The sequence below is a fragment of the Erwinia sp. HR93 genome (assembly GCF_034555055.1).
GTDB classification, from domain to species: domain Bacteria; phylum Pseudomonadota; class Gammaproteobacteria; order Enterobacterales; family Enterobacteriaceae; genus Apirhabdus; species Apirhabdus apintestini.
Genome location: NZ_JAXUDP010000001.1, coordinates 180,048 through 194,668, shown reverse-complemented (window position 1 = coordinate 194,668; position 14,621 = coordinate 180,048). Strand labels below are relative to the sequence as shown.

The 14,621-nt window shown below is 52.3% G+C and carries 14 protein-coding genes; 13 read left to right on the top strand and 1 reads right to left on the bottom strand.

Annotation, left to right across the window (positions count from 1 at the left end):
- Positions 1 to 194 precede the first annotated feature (194 nt).
- From flgB to SFA31_RS00855, 13 genes are all read left to right on the top strand, one after another.
- Complete coding sequence (gene flgB / locus SFA31_RS00915; protein ID WP_322836301.1) at positions 195 to 614, top strand: flagellar basal body rod protein FlgB; 420 nt, start codon at positions 195 to 197, stop codon at positions 612 to 614.
- A 31-nt stretch (positions 615 to 645) separates the two neighbouring features.
- The gene (gene flgC, locus SFA31_RS00910) at positions 646 to 1,050 is read left to right on the top strand and encodes a flagellar basal body rod protein FlgC (protein ID WP_322836300.1); all 405 of its coding nucleotides are present in this window, start codon (positions 646 to 648) and stop codon (positions 1,048 to 1,050) included.
- Positions 1,051 to 1,065: 15 nt separating this feature from the next.
- Positions 1,066 to 1,782 (top strand): flagellar hook assembly protein FlgD, encoded by a 717-nt coding sequence (locus SFA31_RS00905; protein WP_322836299.1) that lies wholly within the window; start codon positions 1,066 to 1,068, stop codon positions 1,780 to 1,782.
- 41 nt (positions 1,783 to 1,823) lie between these two features.
- Positions 1,824 to 3,059 carry a flagellar hook protein FlgE gene (flgE, locus tag SFA31_RS00900; protein WP_322836298.1) on the top strand — a complete coding sequence of 412 codons (1,236 nt, stop codon included), beginning with the start codon at positions 1,824 to 1,826 and terminating at the stop codon, positions 3,057 to 3,059.
- A 12-nt stretch (positions 3,060 to 3,071) separates the two neighbouring features.
- Positions 3,072 to 3,812 (top strand): flagellar basal body rod protein FlgF, encoded by a 741-nt coding sequence (locus SFA31_RS00895; RefSeq protein ID WP_322836297.1) that lies wholly within the window; start codon positions 3,072 to 3,074, stop codon positions 3,810 to 3,812.
- A 22-nt stretch (positions 3,813 to 3,834) separates the two neighbouring features.
- Positions 3,835 to 4,617, top strand: a complete 783-nt coding sequence (gene flgG, locus SFA31_RS00890; protein WP_322836296.1) for a flagellar basal-body rod protein FlgG — start codon at positions 3,835 to 3,837, stop codon at positions 4,615 to 4,617.
- A 56-nt stretch (positions 4,618 to 4,673) separates the two neighbouring features.
- Entirely contained in the window at positions 4,674 to 5,414 is a 741-nt protein-coding gene (locus tag SFA31_RS00885; protein WP_322836295.1) for a flagellar basal body L-ring protein FlgH, read from the top strand.
- A 12-nt stretch (positions 5,415 to 5,426) separates the two neighbouring features.
- Positions 5,427 to 6,548: a flagellar basal body P-ring protein FlgI gene (locus SFA31_RS00880; RefSeq protein ID WP_416208310.1), complete on the top strand. Its 1,122-nt coding sequence runs from the start codon at positions 5,427 to 5,429 to the stop codon at positions 6,546 to 6,548.
- A complete protein-coding gene (flgJ, locus tag SFA31_RS00875; protein ID WP_322836294.1) occupies positions 6,548 to 7,537 on the top strand; it encodes a flagellar assembly peptidoglycan hydrolase FlgJ in 990 nt (329 codons plus the stop codon). The genes SFA31_RS00880 and flgJ overlap by 1 nt, the downstream gene beginning before the upstream one ends.
- 90 nt (positions 7,538 to 7,627) lie before the next feature.
- The gene (gene flgK, locus SFA31_RS00870) at positions 7,628 to 9,256 is read left to right on the top strand and encodes a flagellar hook-associated protein FlgK (protein ID WP_322836293.1); all 1,629 of its coding nucleotides are present in this window, start codon (positions 7,628 to 7,630) and stop codon (positions 9,254 to 9,256) included.
- Positions 9,257 to 9,276: 20 nt separating this feature from the next.
- Positions 9,277 to 10,191 (top strand): flagellar hook-associated protein FlgL, encoded by a 915-nt coding sequence (flgL, locus tag SFA31_RS00865; RefSeq protein ID WP_322836292.1) that lies wholly within the window; start codon positions 9,277 to 9,279, stop codon positions 10,189 to 10,191.
- 482 nt (positions 10,192 to 10,673) lie between these two features.
- The gene (locus SFA31_RS00860) at positions 10,674 to 13,049 is read left to right on the top strand and encodes a hypothetical protein (protein WP_322836291.1); all 2,376 of its coding nucleotides are present in this window, start codon (positions 10,674 to 10,676) and stop codon (positions 13,047 to 13,049) included.
- 88 nt (positions 13,050 to 13,137) lie between these two features.
- Positions 13,138 to 13,311, top strand: coding sequence for a hypothetical protein (locus SFA31_RS00855; RefSeq protein WP_322836290.1), 174 nt, complete (start codon positions 13,138 to 13,140; stop codon positions 13,309 to 13,311).
- Positions 13,312 to 13,782: 471 nt separating this feature from the next.
- Here SFA31_RS00855 and SFA31_RS00850 read toward each other — a convergent pair whose 3' ends face one another.
- Complete coding sequence (locus SFA31_RS00850) at positions 13,783 to 14,508, bottom strand: RNA polymerase sigma factor FliA (RefSeq protein ID WP_322836289.1); 726 nt, start codon at positions 14,506 to 14,508, stop codon at positions 13,783 to 13,785.
- Between the last annotated feature and the right edge of the window lie 113 nt (positions 14,509 to 14,621).

Genomic DNA, 14,621 nt, shown 5'->3' with positions numbered 1-14,621 from the left:
GTTGTGACACGGGGCGCTCTCATCATGACGCAAGTTTACTGGTGGGGCAGTTTAACGACAGTAATGAAAAGTGAAGGGACTAAATAACGCGAGAATCATGCCCTATTTATCGGATAGTTTTTGCGCGCGCTCACTAATATATGCGCTCAATGACAAACTGACTCCAGAGAAAAAGCGAACGGAAAGGTACGTTTATGCTCGATAAGCTTGACCAGGCGCTGCAATTTCAACAGAACGCACTGCGCCTTTTAAACCAGCGCCAGGAAATTCTGGCTGCAAATATCGCCAACGCGGATACGCCGGGCTACCAGGCGCGGGATATTGATTTCAGCGCAGAACTGGAAAAAGCGGTAGGGAACGCCGGCGGCCCAACGGTAACACCGGTGAGCCTGTCGATGACCTCTGCGCAGCATATTCCCGCCGTAGGTATGCCGGTTGCGGATTCTCAGCTTTTATACCGCGTGCCCGATCAGCCATCTGCGGACGGCAACACGGTGGATATGGATCGCGAACGTATGAACTTCGCGGATAACAGTGTGCGTTATCAATCCAGCCTCACCATTATGGGCAATCAGTTTAAACAACTCACTACCGCGCTTTCGGGCGAGCGGTAATTAGCATATTTGCAACGGAAAAGAAGAGACGATGGCACTTTTTAGCATCTTCGATATTTCAGGCTCCGCGATGATGGCGCAGTCTCAGCGTCTGAACGTGAGCGCCAGCAACATGGCAAACGCCGATAGCGTCGTTGGGCCAGACGGAGAGCCTTATCAGGCAAAACAGGTGGTGTTCAAAGTCGATGCGTCTGCCGGACAGCAAATCGGCGGCGTGCGCGTATCGGAAGTGGTTAACGACCCGACTCCGCCGCGCCTTGAATACGATCCGGGCAACCCGCTGGCCGATGAAAAAGGCTATGTGAAGAAGCCGAATGTGAATGTGGTGAGTGAAATGGCGAACACCATTTCAGCTTCACGTAGTTATCAGGCGAACGTTGAGGTGATGAGCACGACCAAATCCTTAATGTTAAAAACGCTGACGCTGGGTCAGTAATAAAAGGAATCGAATATGTCCGTTTCACCCGTAACGACATCCGCCCCGCAGTCAGGCAGTAATTCGCTGAATGGCATGTCCGCGGATGAGCTGTCTCAGCAGTTTCTGAAGATGATGGTGGCGCAGATGCAAAACCAGGATCCCACAAACCCGATGAACAACAACGAGATGGTTTCTCAGTTGGCGCAGTTCAATATGGCTTCCGGGATAGCATCGCTTAACCAGACCGTGGCAGGCGCTACCAACTCGCTGGTCACCATGAACGCCAGCGATTGGGTAGGGCGCTCTATCATGATAGAAGGAGACCCGTCCGTTTCCGTTCCTTCCGGCGCTACTAATAAGACTAAGAGCGAAAGCAGCACTCAGTCGACCTTCGGCGTCGCGAACCCGGATAAAGTGGATAACCTTACTATCACTCTGACCGGGAAAGACGGCACCGTATACACCCAGACCATCAAAGATGTGGATGGCGGGGTGCACCGCTATGACCTCGGCGATAAAGATTTCAGAAGTAAGTTTACGCCGCCGCTGCCTGAAGATGCAGATACTGCACAGGAAAATGGCCCTTACAAAGTCAAGTTTAGCGCACTGAATGACAGCGGCGATGCGCCGACTGTTGTAGCGCTGAAATCAGCAACGGTGCAGTCCGTTACGCTGGTTAATGGAACGGCGCAGTTCGATCTCGGCATTGATGGCAAAGCTGGGCTTAACCAGATCTATGCCGTTAAATAATTTTACGTTGCAAAAATCACTTTTTTAAACAGGTATAACACATGGGTTTCGCACAAGGTGTAAGTGGTCTGAACGCCGCCTCGCAGGCGCTGGACGTGATTGGTAATAACATTTCTAACTCACAGACTGTGGGTTTTAAATCCGGCTCGGCCTCTTTCGCCGATATTTTTGCCGGTTCGCGTATCGGTCTGGGCGTTAAAGTCGCGGGCATTAACCAGAACTTTAGCGATGGTACTATCGCAAGCTCCGGTAATTCTCTGGATATGGCGCTGCAGGGCAACGGTTTCTTCCGGATGCAGGATGACGCAGGCTCCGTATACTACAGCCGTAACGGCCAGTTCCAGAAAGATAAAGACGGTTATATCGTGAATAACCAGGGTATGTTCCTGACGGGCTACCAGGCAACCGGTACGCCGCCGAAAATTCAGCAGGGTTCTGATGTTGGCCCAATCCGTATCCCAAGCGATGGCATGCCGGCATCCGCATCTACCTCTGGCAAAATCACAGGTAACCTGTGCTCTGAAGATAAGGCAATCGTCGATGATGCGGGCAATCCGATAGCTTTCGATCCGACCAAAGACGATACCTATAACTTTAAGAGCCAGGTAAGCGCTTACGATAGCCTCGGTAATAAACACACCATTAACCTGTACTACCAGAAAACGGGTCCGAATGAGTGGAAAGTCTATAGCTGTGACGCAACCAGCCCGCTGGGCGGCGATGCCAATAACCTGGCTGCTTATAAAACCGTTGATTTAAAATTTGATGCCAGCGGCAATATGACGCCGAAAGACGTCAAAATCCCGGTTGAAGGCGAATCGTATAACGGTGCCAATGCGCTGAACTTTGATACTACGCTGAACTTCACCCAGAACTCAGAAAAAGACGGTACCACGGAAAACACTACCAACGGTTATGCACCGGGCACCATGATTGGCTATCAGATTGATGAAGGCGGTCTGGTCACGGCAAGCTACTCCAACGGTGAGAAGCAGACAATTGCGCAGGTTGTGCTGGCAAGCTTCGCTAACAACGGCGGCCTCGATCCTCAGGGTAATAACTGCTGGAAAGAAACCAGCGCATCCGGCCAGCCGGTACTTGGCCTTTCCGGCACTGGTACGATGGGTACGCTGTACGGTCAGGCGGTTGAGGCCTCAAACGTCGATATGAGCCAGGAACTGGTGAGTATGATGATCCAGCAGCGTAACTACCAGTCTAACTCTCAGACCATTAAAACTCAGGATCAGCTCCTCCAGACGCTGGTTAACCTGCGTTAACGGTAGCCAATTATGGATCGCGCACTATATACAGCAATGGGGGCGGCGAGCGCCGTCCTCGATCAACAGGCCGTGGTATCAAACAACATGGCCAATGCTTCTACGCCGGGTTTTCGCGCGCAGTTGTCCGCTTTTCGCGCGGTTCCGGTGGAAGGGCAAACCATCCCGACGCGTACCATGGTAGCCAGCTCTACGCCTGGCAATGACTTTTCCATGGGCCCGGTGGAACACACGGGGCGCGATCTGGACGTGGCGCTGCAGCAGGACGGCTGGTTAGCGGTGCAGTTGCCAGACGGCGGCGAAGGCTATACCCGTAACGGCAATATTGAAGTGGATAGCGAAGGTCAGTTGCGCGTTGGCGGTTTGCCGCTGATGGGCGACGGCGGCCCGATTGCCGTTCCGCCGCAGTCGCAAATTACCATTGCGCCGGACGGCACCGTTTCAGCCCTTGGCGCAGGCGATGAGGCGAAAGCTATCGCGCAGGTCGGGCGTCTGAAAATGGTTCGCGCCTCCGGCAATGAACTGCAGCACGGCGATGACGGGCTATTTCATGCGCAGGACCAACAGGACGCCTTGCCTAACGATCCCACGCTGCGGTTAATCCCCGGCGCGATTGAAGGCAGTAATGTCAGCCCGGTCAAAGCCATGGTCTCAATGATTGGCAACGCCCGGCAATTTGAAATGCAGATGAAAGTGGTCAGCAACGTTAGCGATAACGCGCAGCGGGCTAACCAGCTTTTAGGCCCTGCGTGATTACACGATTGAGGAACACACTATGATTCGCTCTTTATGGATAGCGAAGACCGGTCTGGAAGCACAGCAGACCAATATGGATGTCATATCCAACAACCTGGCGAACGTCAGCACCAACGGGTTCAAGCGCCAGCGCGCTGTGTTTGAAGACCTGATTTATCAGACGCTGCGTCAGCCTGGCGCCCAGTCATCTGAACAAACCACCATCCCGTCCGGCCTGCAGTTAGGTACCGGTGCGCGTCCGGTGGCGACCGAGCGCATCCATTCTCAGGGCGCGCTGCAGCAAACCAACAACTCAAAAGACGTGGCGATTCAGGGCCAGGGTTTTTTCCAGGTCACCATGCCTGATGGCACTACGGCCTATACGCGCGATGGCTCTTTCCAGGTCGATCAGAATGGTCAGTTGGTTACCTCCAGCGGCTACCAAATCCAGCCTGCGATCACTATCCCTCAGGACGCGCAGACGCTGACTATCGGTAAAGACGGTATTGTCAGCGTGACGGTAGCGGGCCAGACCGGTACTCAGCAAATTGGTCAGCTTACGCTAACGACCTTTATTAACGATTCCGGTCTGGAAAGTCTGGGCGAAAACCTGTATCGCGAAACCCAGGCCTCCGGTGCGCCGAATGAAAGCACGCCGGGCATGAACGGTGCCGGGACGTTACAGCAAAGCTACGTAGAAACCTCAAACGTTAACGTTGCCGAGGAACTGGTCAATATGATCCAGACCCAGCGCGCGTATGAGATTAACAGTAAAGCGGTTTCTACCTCCGACCAAATGCTGCAGCGTCTGACGCAGTTGTAATACCGTCTACCGGGTCGCATCGCGGCCCGGTGTCACTCAGTTCCAGGATAGTCATTATGAGCCGATTTTTTTCACGTGACCTGAAACGCAGGTTTCGGCTGCGTGAGAGCAGACAATTTGCTGCCGTTAGTTGTCTTGTTATTCCCGTTATTCTTAGCGGTTGCGTGTATATGCCGCATCCGCCATTGGTTGCAGGCAGCACGACAGCAGCGCCGGTACCGCCCGCGCCGGCGATGTCCAATGGTTCCATTTATCAGATGGGCCAGGCCATGAACTATGGTTACCAGCCAATGTTTGAAGACCGCCGTCCGCGCAATATTGGGGATACCCTGACCATTATTCTGCAGGAAAATGTGAGCGCCAGTAAAAGCTCATCGGCTAATGCATCCCGTGACGGTTCTACTGGGCTGACCTTTAAAGCAATGCCGCGTTTCCTGTCAGGGTTATTTGGCGGCGATCGCGCGGATACCTCGATAGAAGGTAAAAGCGATTACGGCGGCAAAGGCGGCGCAGCGGCGAAAAATACCTTTAGCGGCACCATTACGGTGACGGTGAAACAGGTGCTGGCGAACGGCAACCTGCAGGTGGTTGGCGAGAAACAAATAGCTATCAATCAGGGAACTGAGTTCATTCGTTTCTCAGGGATAGTGAATCCGCGCACGATAAGCGGCAGTAACACGGTGGTTTCTACTCAGGTGGCCGATGCCCGTATTGAATATGTCGGCAATGGTTATATTAACGAAGCACAGCAGATGGGCTGGTTACAGCGCTTCTTCCTGCAGGCTTCTCCGTTTTGAGTAATAAAGGCAATGAATAACACGATGATTCGGCTATTTTCTCGTTTGCTCTGCCTTGTGCTGGGAACGGTTCTGTCATTTTCCGTGAGCGCGGAGCGTATTCGCGATTTAACCAGCGTCCAGGGTGTGCGCGATAACGCACTCATCGGCTACGGGCTGGTGGTCGGTCTGGATGGGACCGGCGACCAGACAATGCAAACGCCGTTTACCACCCAGGGGCTGAATAACATGTTATCCCAGCTTGGGATAACCGTGCCCCCTGGCACCAATATGCAGTTGAAAAACGTGGCTGCTGTCATGGTGACGGCGAAGCTGCCGCCCTTTGCGCGTGCGGGACAGAAAATTGACGTTGTGGTCTCTTCTATGGGGAACGCAAAGAGCCTGCGCGGCGGTACGCTGCTCATGACGCCGCTAAAAGGGGTGGATAACCAGGTTTACGCTTTCGCACAGGGGAATATTTTAATCTCCGGTGCCGGCGCCCAGGGCGGCGGCAGTAAAGTTCAGATCAATCAGCTTAACGGCGGGCGGATAAACGGCGGCGCGGTGGTTGAGCGCGAAGTGCCGGCTGAATTTAGTAACAGCAGCCAAATCAGCCTGCAATTAAATGACGAAGATTTCTCGCTGGCGCAGAAAATTAGCGACACGATTAATCGCCGTTACGGCAGCGGCATGGCGATGGCTCAGGACAGTAATACGGTGACAATTTCCGTACCGTCCAGCGGGCCGGGCAAAGTACGCATGCTGTCTGAAATCCAGAACCTGACCGTTACCGTTGGCCCGATGGATGCCCGTATCATTATTAACTCCCGTACCGGCTCGGTTGTCATGAACCGCAACGTTACGCTGGATTCCTGTGCTATCGCGCAGGGGGATTTGACCGTGGAAGTGAGCCGCAATAACCAGGTCGTTCAACCGGATACGCCGCTGGCCGGTGGCCAAACTGCGGTGGTGCCAAATACCCAAGTTTCTGTGCGCAATAGCGGCGGATCGCTGCAGCAGGTGAAAGCCAGCGCCAACCTGAGCAGCGTAGTTAACGCGCTGAATTCCCTCGGGGCGACGCCGAACGATCTGATGGCGATTATCCAGTCGATGCAGAGCGCGGGATGTTTACGGGCGAAGGTGGAGATTAACTAGTGGCTGACATCAAGTTCACGCAGGACGCTGCGTTTGATCTCCAGTCGCTGTCGACGCTGAAAAACCAGGTGCAGCGCTCGCCTCAGGCAGGGCTGCGCGCCGTTGCGCAGCAGATGGAAGGGCTTTTCGTGCAAATGATGATGAAAAGCATGCGTGAGGCGCTGCCGGGCGGCAGTATGCTGGATAACGATCAATCGCGGCTCTATACCTCCATGTACGATCAGCAGTTATCGCAGGATCTGTCGAAGAAAGGGCTGGGGTTTGCCGATGTTATCGTGCGCCAGCTTGGCGGTAAGGTAGAGCCTGAGCAGGCGGTGCAGCGCGTTGCAACACCTGAAAGTCCGCTGACGCTCAACCCGGCGGCGGTCCACGCCCAGGGAGAACGCCGGCTGGAGCATATGCTTGAGCAGGCGCTGCCAGATTTCGCCGGACGCGGCGCTAATGCATCCCGTACCGGACCGGTGCGGGAAAACGCAAGCTTTGTTCAGTCGCTGGCGGGTCCGGCCCAGGAAGCGGTGAAAGAAAGCGGTTTGTCGCATCATGTGGTTCTGGCGCTGGCCGCGCTGGAATCCGGCTGGGGCAAGCGCGAGATCCCGACCCACGAAGGGCGGCCCAGCCATAACCTGTTTGGGATTAAAGCCGGCTCTTCCTGGAAAGGAAAAAGTACGGAAATTACCACTACGGAATATATCGACGGCGTGGCGCATAAAGTGCGCGCGCGTTTTCGCGTTTACGATTCCTATAAACAGGCCATGCAGGATTATGTGCAGTTACTGAATTCATCGCCGCGCTACCGCTCGGTAATGCAGGCAGATACGGCGGAACAGGCCGCGAAGGAACTGCAAAAGGCGGGTTACGCTACCGATCCTCACTATGCGAAAAAACTCATCAACGTCATGAAGCAAATTAAGACGATTGGCGAAAAAGTAGTAGAGGAAGGAAAGCAGGCGATTACGTCTTATCAGACCGATTTATCGCAAATATTTTAGGCTGAAGTTTTTTCGCCGTCTGCCGATATATAACGCATATTCCTAAAGAAGCCGCACGTTGGTTAACTTTTCAAGTAAGAGTAGAAGAGCATGTCTAATTTAATGTATCTGGCGCGCAGCGGTTTATCCGCCGGCCAGTCTGCGCTGAATATTATTGGTAACAACCTGGTTAACGCGACCACTCCAGGCTATAACCGCCGCAATATTATGCTGGGCGAGAATGGCGGACTCTCTACTAGCGTCGGTTTTTATGGCTACGGCGCGAAAGTGGACGGAGTCCAGCGCTCGTATGACGCATTTATCAATACTCAGGTGCGCGGCGCGCTATCAAGCTACAGCAACAGCACCGTGCGCTATCAGTCCCTTAGCGGCATTGATAACCTGTTTGCCGATGTCACCAATAACGTATCGACCACGCTTTCCGACGTATTTGAAGGCCTGACGGGCCTGCAGGGTAAACCGGATGACGGCCCTGGGCGCACTAACGTGCTGGCTCAGTTCCGCACGCTGGCTAACCAGTTCAATACCCGCGGTAAAGCGCTGGATGAAGAGCTAAAAAGCAACACCACTAACATTAAAAACACCGTTGACGACATCAATAATATGACGTCTTCGCTGGCTAAGCTGAACCAGGATATCGCGCGTATTCAGGCGACCTCCGGCACTGCGCCAGCGGATCTATTGGATCAGCGCGATACGCTGCTGGAAAACCTGAGCCAGCAGATCAACATCACGGTGAATGAGTCGCCGAACGGCGTTGTTAACGTGACGCTGCAAAACGGCACCCAGCTTGTGGGCGACGACGGCGCCAGCAAGCTGAGCACCCAGCAGGATCCGGGTGACCCGACGCGCTTAGTGCTCATGTGCGAAGATCCGACCGGCAAAGGGCAGAAGCTGAATAGCAGCATTGTCTCCGGCGGCGCGCTGGCCGGTTACCTGAAATACCGTAATGAAGATTTGGTTGATGTGCGTAACCAGCTTAATGATATCGCGCTGCAGATGGCGAATGCTTTCAATGAAGTGAACCAGAAAGGATTTGATAAGAACGGCAATGCCGGTAAACCTATTTATGGTTTTACGCCGCCAAAAGTGAAGCCGAACGCGGATAACACCGGCACCAGCCAGCCGACCATGAGCTATAGCGATATTAGCCAGGTGAAGTCGCAGAATTACAACATCACCTTCAAAAATGGTGCGTGGGAAGTTACCACCGAAGATGGCAGTAAGGTTAACGCGACTATGAACGGCGGCAAGCTTGAGTTCGACGGCGTCTCCGTTGACGTGGGCTCCGGTGCAGCCGAAGGCGATACCTTCCAGCTAAATCCGACGGAAGGTATCGCTTCTTCCATAACCATGGATTTAGATAATGCGGATGAAATCGCCCTTGCCGACAATACTGGTGGAACGGGCAATGATGCGAATCTGCAGGGGTTCCTCGATCTTAAGAATAAGAAGCTGGTGAACGGTTCTACGATTTCTGACGCTTATGGAAGCCTGGTCAGTACTATCGGTTCACGGACCTCAGAAGCGAAAAACGACAGTGAGCGAGACACGGGGATCGTCTCTTCATACGCGCAGCAGAAACAGTCAATGGTCGGCGTAGACTTGAACGAAGAATACATCAATATGCAGATGTATCAGCAGTACTATCAGGCCAATACGCAGATGTTGAACACGGCAAATACGCTGTTTGACTCCATCCTGCGCGCAGTTGGCTAAGCCAGAATAAGGTAAATAATATGATGCGTTTTACCACTTTTTACTCTTACCAGAACAGCGTGAACTATTTTAATAACGCGATGGGCAGAGGGTTTGACCTTAACGAGCACATTTCTGCCGGCATGGCGAATATGCGCCCTTCAGACGCACCGGCGAAAGCCTCTACCGCCGTACAGTTACAGACGGCGTTAGGCCGTATATCGCAGTTCGAAGCCGCCCGTACCGGCGTTAAGGCATCGCTGAGCTTTGAAGAGACGACGCTTAACGGCGTGGTCAATAACATCACGCTGGCGAAAAGTTCGATTGTTAAGGCCGGCAACGCCGATATGATGAGCCAGTCCGATCGCGACACTATGGCGCAGGAACTGCAGTCTTATCGCGATACGCTGATGTCGCTGGCGAACACGCGCGATAGCAACGGCAACTACATCTTTTCCGGGTTTAAGTCGGATACGCCTGCCTTTGCCGCTGACGGCACCTATCAGGGTAGCAATCGCTGCAGCAGCGCTGAGATCGAAGACGGTTATTCGGTTGCCCTCGGCCATACCGGTGACAAAGTCTTTTCCAACGGATCGGACAACGTATTCGACGCGCTGGACCAGGCGATTGCCGCATTACAAAACGGCAATATCGATCAGTCCACGCTGCATAATGCGCTGGATAAGGCCGGTAGCGTGATGGATTCGATGCTGGACAACGTAGCAACGGTACGTTCAGATCTGGGATCGACGTTAAAAACGATCGACGATCTGTCTGCCAGCGCCTCAACCAATACGATTAATATTCAAAAGCGTCTGTCTGAAACCGTGGGCAACGATCCTAAAGCCCAGGTCGGCATGATTTCTCAGCAGAATATGGCTCAGTATTCTCTGCAGGCATCAACGATGGCGTTTCAGTCAATGAACAGCATGAATTTATTTAACCTGTTGAAATAAATTCGCCGCTGATATGGTCAGATGAAAATAAAGCGGGCTATCGTCCGCTTTATTTTTTATTGCCAACTGAAAACCACGGCCTATGGGCGTGGTTATCAACAGGTTTTGGCTCTCCGGTTGTTTTGGGAGTTAAATCTCACCAGACTGCAGAGACTTTTTTAAGGAATTTGGTATGCCCCTCTGGGGCATCAAAACAATGCCGCCTTCTATGAAGGCGGCTTTTTATATAAACGCCGCATACTCATTCTATGCTGATAAAAAATTGGGTATCTGCCATATAGCGAACGAAAAAACAGCCTCCCATTTTGGGCGCTATTTCCGCCATCATACTCACCCCACTTCCCGATAATACCGTAGTAAAAATATATTCCACGCCGCCTGCCTCTTTACGCGGGCGATGAATCGCGCGTTAAGCCGGGCCTTATTCTGAAAGCAGCCTTTGCGTTTCGCCCTTTAAACGTTATGAGCACGTGTTTATTAATATGAATTCCAAATCTTTTTATGAAATAGCGCAGTTGTTTGCACAAAGCGACGCAAAAGTTCTCTCTCTGGACTGCTTCGATACGCTTTTCTGGCGTAAGGTCGCCCAGCCGAAAGATATTTTTTCGCGGATAGGCGAAGGTATTAGCCTTAAGGCTCGTGAAAGGGCTGAAGGAATGGCGCGTCTGCGTAAACGCCGTCTGAGCGATGTGCATGAAGTGACTATTGAAGAAATTTATGCGGAGCTGGAAAAAGGGTTCTCCCCGGAGCAGCAGCGCGCGCTGATTGATAAAGAAATCGCTCTGGAAATTGAACACGGCTTTTTATTTGCCCCGGCGGTAGAGCTGCTGCGCGAAGCGAAGCGCAGAGGCATCCGCACCATTATTGTCAGTGATATCTACTATAGCTCGGAACAATTAACGCATATTCTGCATAGCACGTCGCCCGAATTGGCGACGCTAATTGATAGTGTCTACTGCTCAGCGGATTTCGGCTATGGCAAATATAGCCTGCTGTGGAACCAGATTATTGCGTGCGAAAAAGTCGAGGCGCAGTCCATTTTCCACGTGGGGGATAACCACTATTCGGATTATGTTCGTGCCACGCAGGCCGGTATTAACGCGGTTCATTTTCTGCAAAATGAGGGTAGCGTATGCAAAGCACTGGAGCACCGTATGGCGATTGCCGGCGCTACGCTTCCGGCTTCGCGCATCACTCAGCCAATCCCTTCGCTCTATCACGGGTGCTATTCTCGCGGGCTGCGCGGCGATATTAGTGGCGAAACCTTTATTGGTTGGATGACGCTGGGGCCGACTATGTATACCTTTGCGCGCTTTATTAAGCAGCAGCAGGAAGCTCTGCCGCGCGCGAAAGTCGCTTTCTTGATGCGCGACGGCTATATGCCTCGCCGCGCGTATCAAACGCTGTATCCTGATGCGCAAACCAGCGAACTGCATATTTCACGCCTGACCACCATCCGCGCCTCTTTCCACGATCGTAAGAGTATCGAAGACTACCTGCTGGTAACGTTTAAACATTTGGGTGAGCGTAATGGGACCATTACGCAGTCTGCGGTTGAGCTGATGGGGAAACATATGATGCTCAGCTCTGTACAACTGGAAGCGCTGCTGGATGAAATTGCACGCCGTGGGGGTACGGTCGGGTGTCTGTATGATACGCTGTTAGATAGCAACTTTATGCAGATAATCCTCGATAACTCTGCCCGTTTCCGGGAGCGTTTGCTACAGCATATTCGCAAAGAAACCGGCGTGGAAGCGGGAGAAACCCTGCTGTTAGTGGACATTGGGTATGATGGTACAACGCAAAATCGCCTGAGTCCGTTACTTGAAAAAGCGCTGGGCATAACGGTCAGAGGATGTTATCTCATCGCCAGTTTTGTTGCGGGCTGGCAGGCCAACCGCAGCGGCGTCATTAACCCGAATACGGTTGACGCACGCCTGATTGAGACGCTTAAGCAGTTTATTTCATCGTTTGAGATGCTCTGTTCTTCCCACACCGGGTCGTCCCATGATTACACCGAGGGCGGCGAAGTGATCGTCGAAGAGCATGACGAAGCGCCGTGGCTTTCCAGTATTCGCGCGGCTCAGGACGCAGCCATTGAGTTTATACGCGAAGCCGATACGCTAAATCTGCCGTTAAACCAGGCGATGCGCGACAGCGTGGCAATTGATCTGATTCGATACGCCTATTTCCCGACAATGGAAGAGATTCGGCTTCAGGAGCGCTATACGTTTGATATTAACCTTGGTACCGGCGTATCGGTGGCCGGGGCGAATATTGAGGATGCCGGCCGCTTTATGCGTAAATCTGGCGTTGCCCGCCTGATGCAGGGTGAAAAAGGCAATATGCGTATGAACTACGCCTCCGAAATGCGTTATTACGGGCCGGAGTATGCGACTTCTGCGCTGGCAGCATTGCGTTACGATATTACCTGGAACGTAGCCAGTAGCATTTATCGCCAGCAAACGCTGGATGTAGTGTTCATTAAAGGTGCCAGCTCTGCGGAGCAAAAAGTGAGTGCGTTCCATACCTTCGATGGATTCTACTCGGCCTATATTCCCGTCGCGATGCCGGAAATTGCGCTAATGGCAGGGAAAACGCTGCGCGATATGGAAATCTTGAGTATTGCGTTACTGCCGCCAAACCATATTGGGCAAGGGTCGGAGAATGCAAACGCTTATCCGCTGCAGTTAAATAAAGACTATTTTATTGAAGGCGGCACGGTGGTGAACAATATGATTACTAACCTGACAGATGACGGATTCTTATACTTTAACCTGCAAAATATGCCGGAAAATCTGGTATTAAAACTGGTGTATCGTCCGCTTCAGGAAAAAGCGCGTACTGTTAACGAGTAATACCCCCTTTATCTCTAATTGGTTCGTTATAAAACCGCCTTTGCCCTATGGGCAAAGGCGGTTTTTTATTGTCTGCTAAAGATTATGCATGAACGAGCGTATCTACGCGTGCGATACGCTACAGGCGATTTTCCTGCGCCGGTATGACAGGGTTTGCAGCTTTACAGAGTTGAAATATTTATTGGTGCAGTGGGGCGGGATAATTATTGGGCATGCGTTTCGTATTGGTATCTTATTGGGTGAAATAATAACGACACCTTAATATATTGCGTCAGTTATCTTATGCGATTACGGATGCTAATAGCCCGCATAACTCATTATTACGACGGCTGATAAAGTGAAACCGATCTGTAGAGCAAAGCAGGGAATAACGTTTAACCTGCCTAAAGGCGCGTACGGCGATTAAATCGGCTATTTGCGGATGCGGGAATAGCGTAGGTTTCAATTCGTACTTTATTGATTAAAGCGAAGAGAGAAAGGCGATACGCCAGGCAACAATGCCCGGCCCATACGCTAAAGCAAAGCGATTCATACGGTTTTGCTTCCGCTTTTGAGCAGCGACTATTTTAAACGTAACCGGGTATTGCTGTACCTGTGCGTTATGTCACGATAAATGCATTGTCTTCGTTCGCTGGCGCAGCCTGATATTGCGGCATGCACAAGGGCTTAGCGTATAGTGCTCTCAAACTGAACGTCACGAATAATAAGCGTTCCTGGGCCATGCGCAGCCGGGTCAATTTAGACTCAGTCGCGCACGCAGTCTGTTTACCGCCTGACTATGAAGCTGGCAAACGCGGGATTCACTGACGTTAATCACTGCGCCAATCTCTTTCAGATTCAATTCCTGCTGATAGTACAGATTTAGAATAAGCTGCTCGCGCTCCGGGAGTTTCAATATGGCGTCGATTACCCGGTTACGCAGCTCACCGTCCATTAACTGGGACATTGGGTCCAGCGATCGCTGTTCGTCTTGTTCAAGTTCAGGCGTTTCACCGCGCACTTCAGCCAGCTCTTCCAGTGAGAATAGCTGGCTGGCGTCGCTATCTGCCAGAATCTTGTGGTATTCATCCAAAGAAATACCCATTTCGTCAGCGATTTCCTGTTCGCTGGCACCGGTACCGTTGCGTTGTTCAATTTTTTGAATAGCCGCCGCGACGCTGCGCGCATTGCGGCGCACGCTGCGTGGCACCCAGTCGCTTTCACGCAGTTCATCAAGCATTGCCCAGCGAATGCGCTGTAATACGTGCGTCTTAAAACTGGCACCTGCGGCAGGGTCGAAATTATCGATGGCGTTTAGCAGCCCCATGGCGCCCGCCTGGATAAGATCGTCCAGTTCGACGCTCGCCGGCAGGCGTACCCGCAGGCGCAGAGCCTCGCGGCGGATCATCGGCGCGTAACTGGCCCATAGTGCATTCTTATCCGCCGTAGAACCGCTGGCGGTATAAAGATCCTTGTTCACAGAGTATGTCACCTGGATACTGACTCAATAATAAATGGACGGTTATTATCCTGGGTTGTGCGGGAAGCAATGATGAGAAAAAGCGGTAAATGTGAGGCTGTTTATGGCGGGAG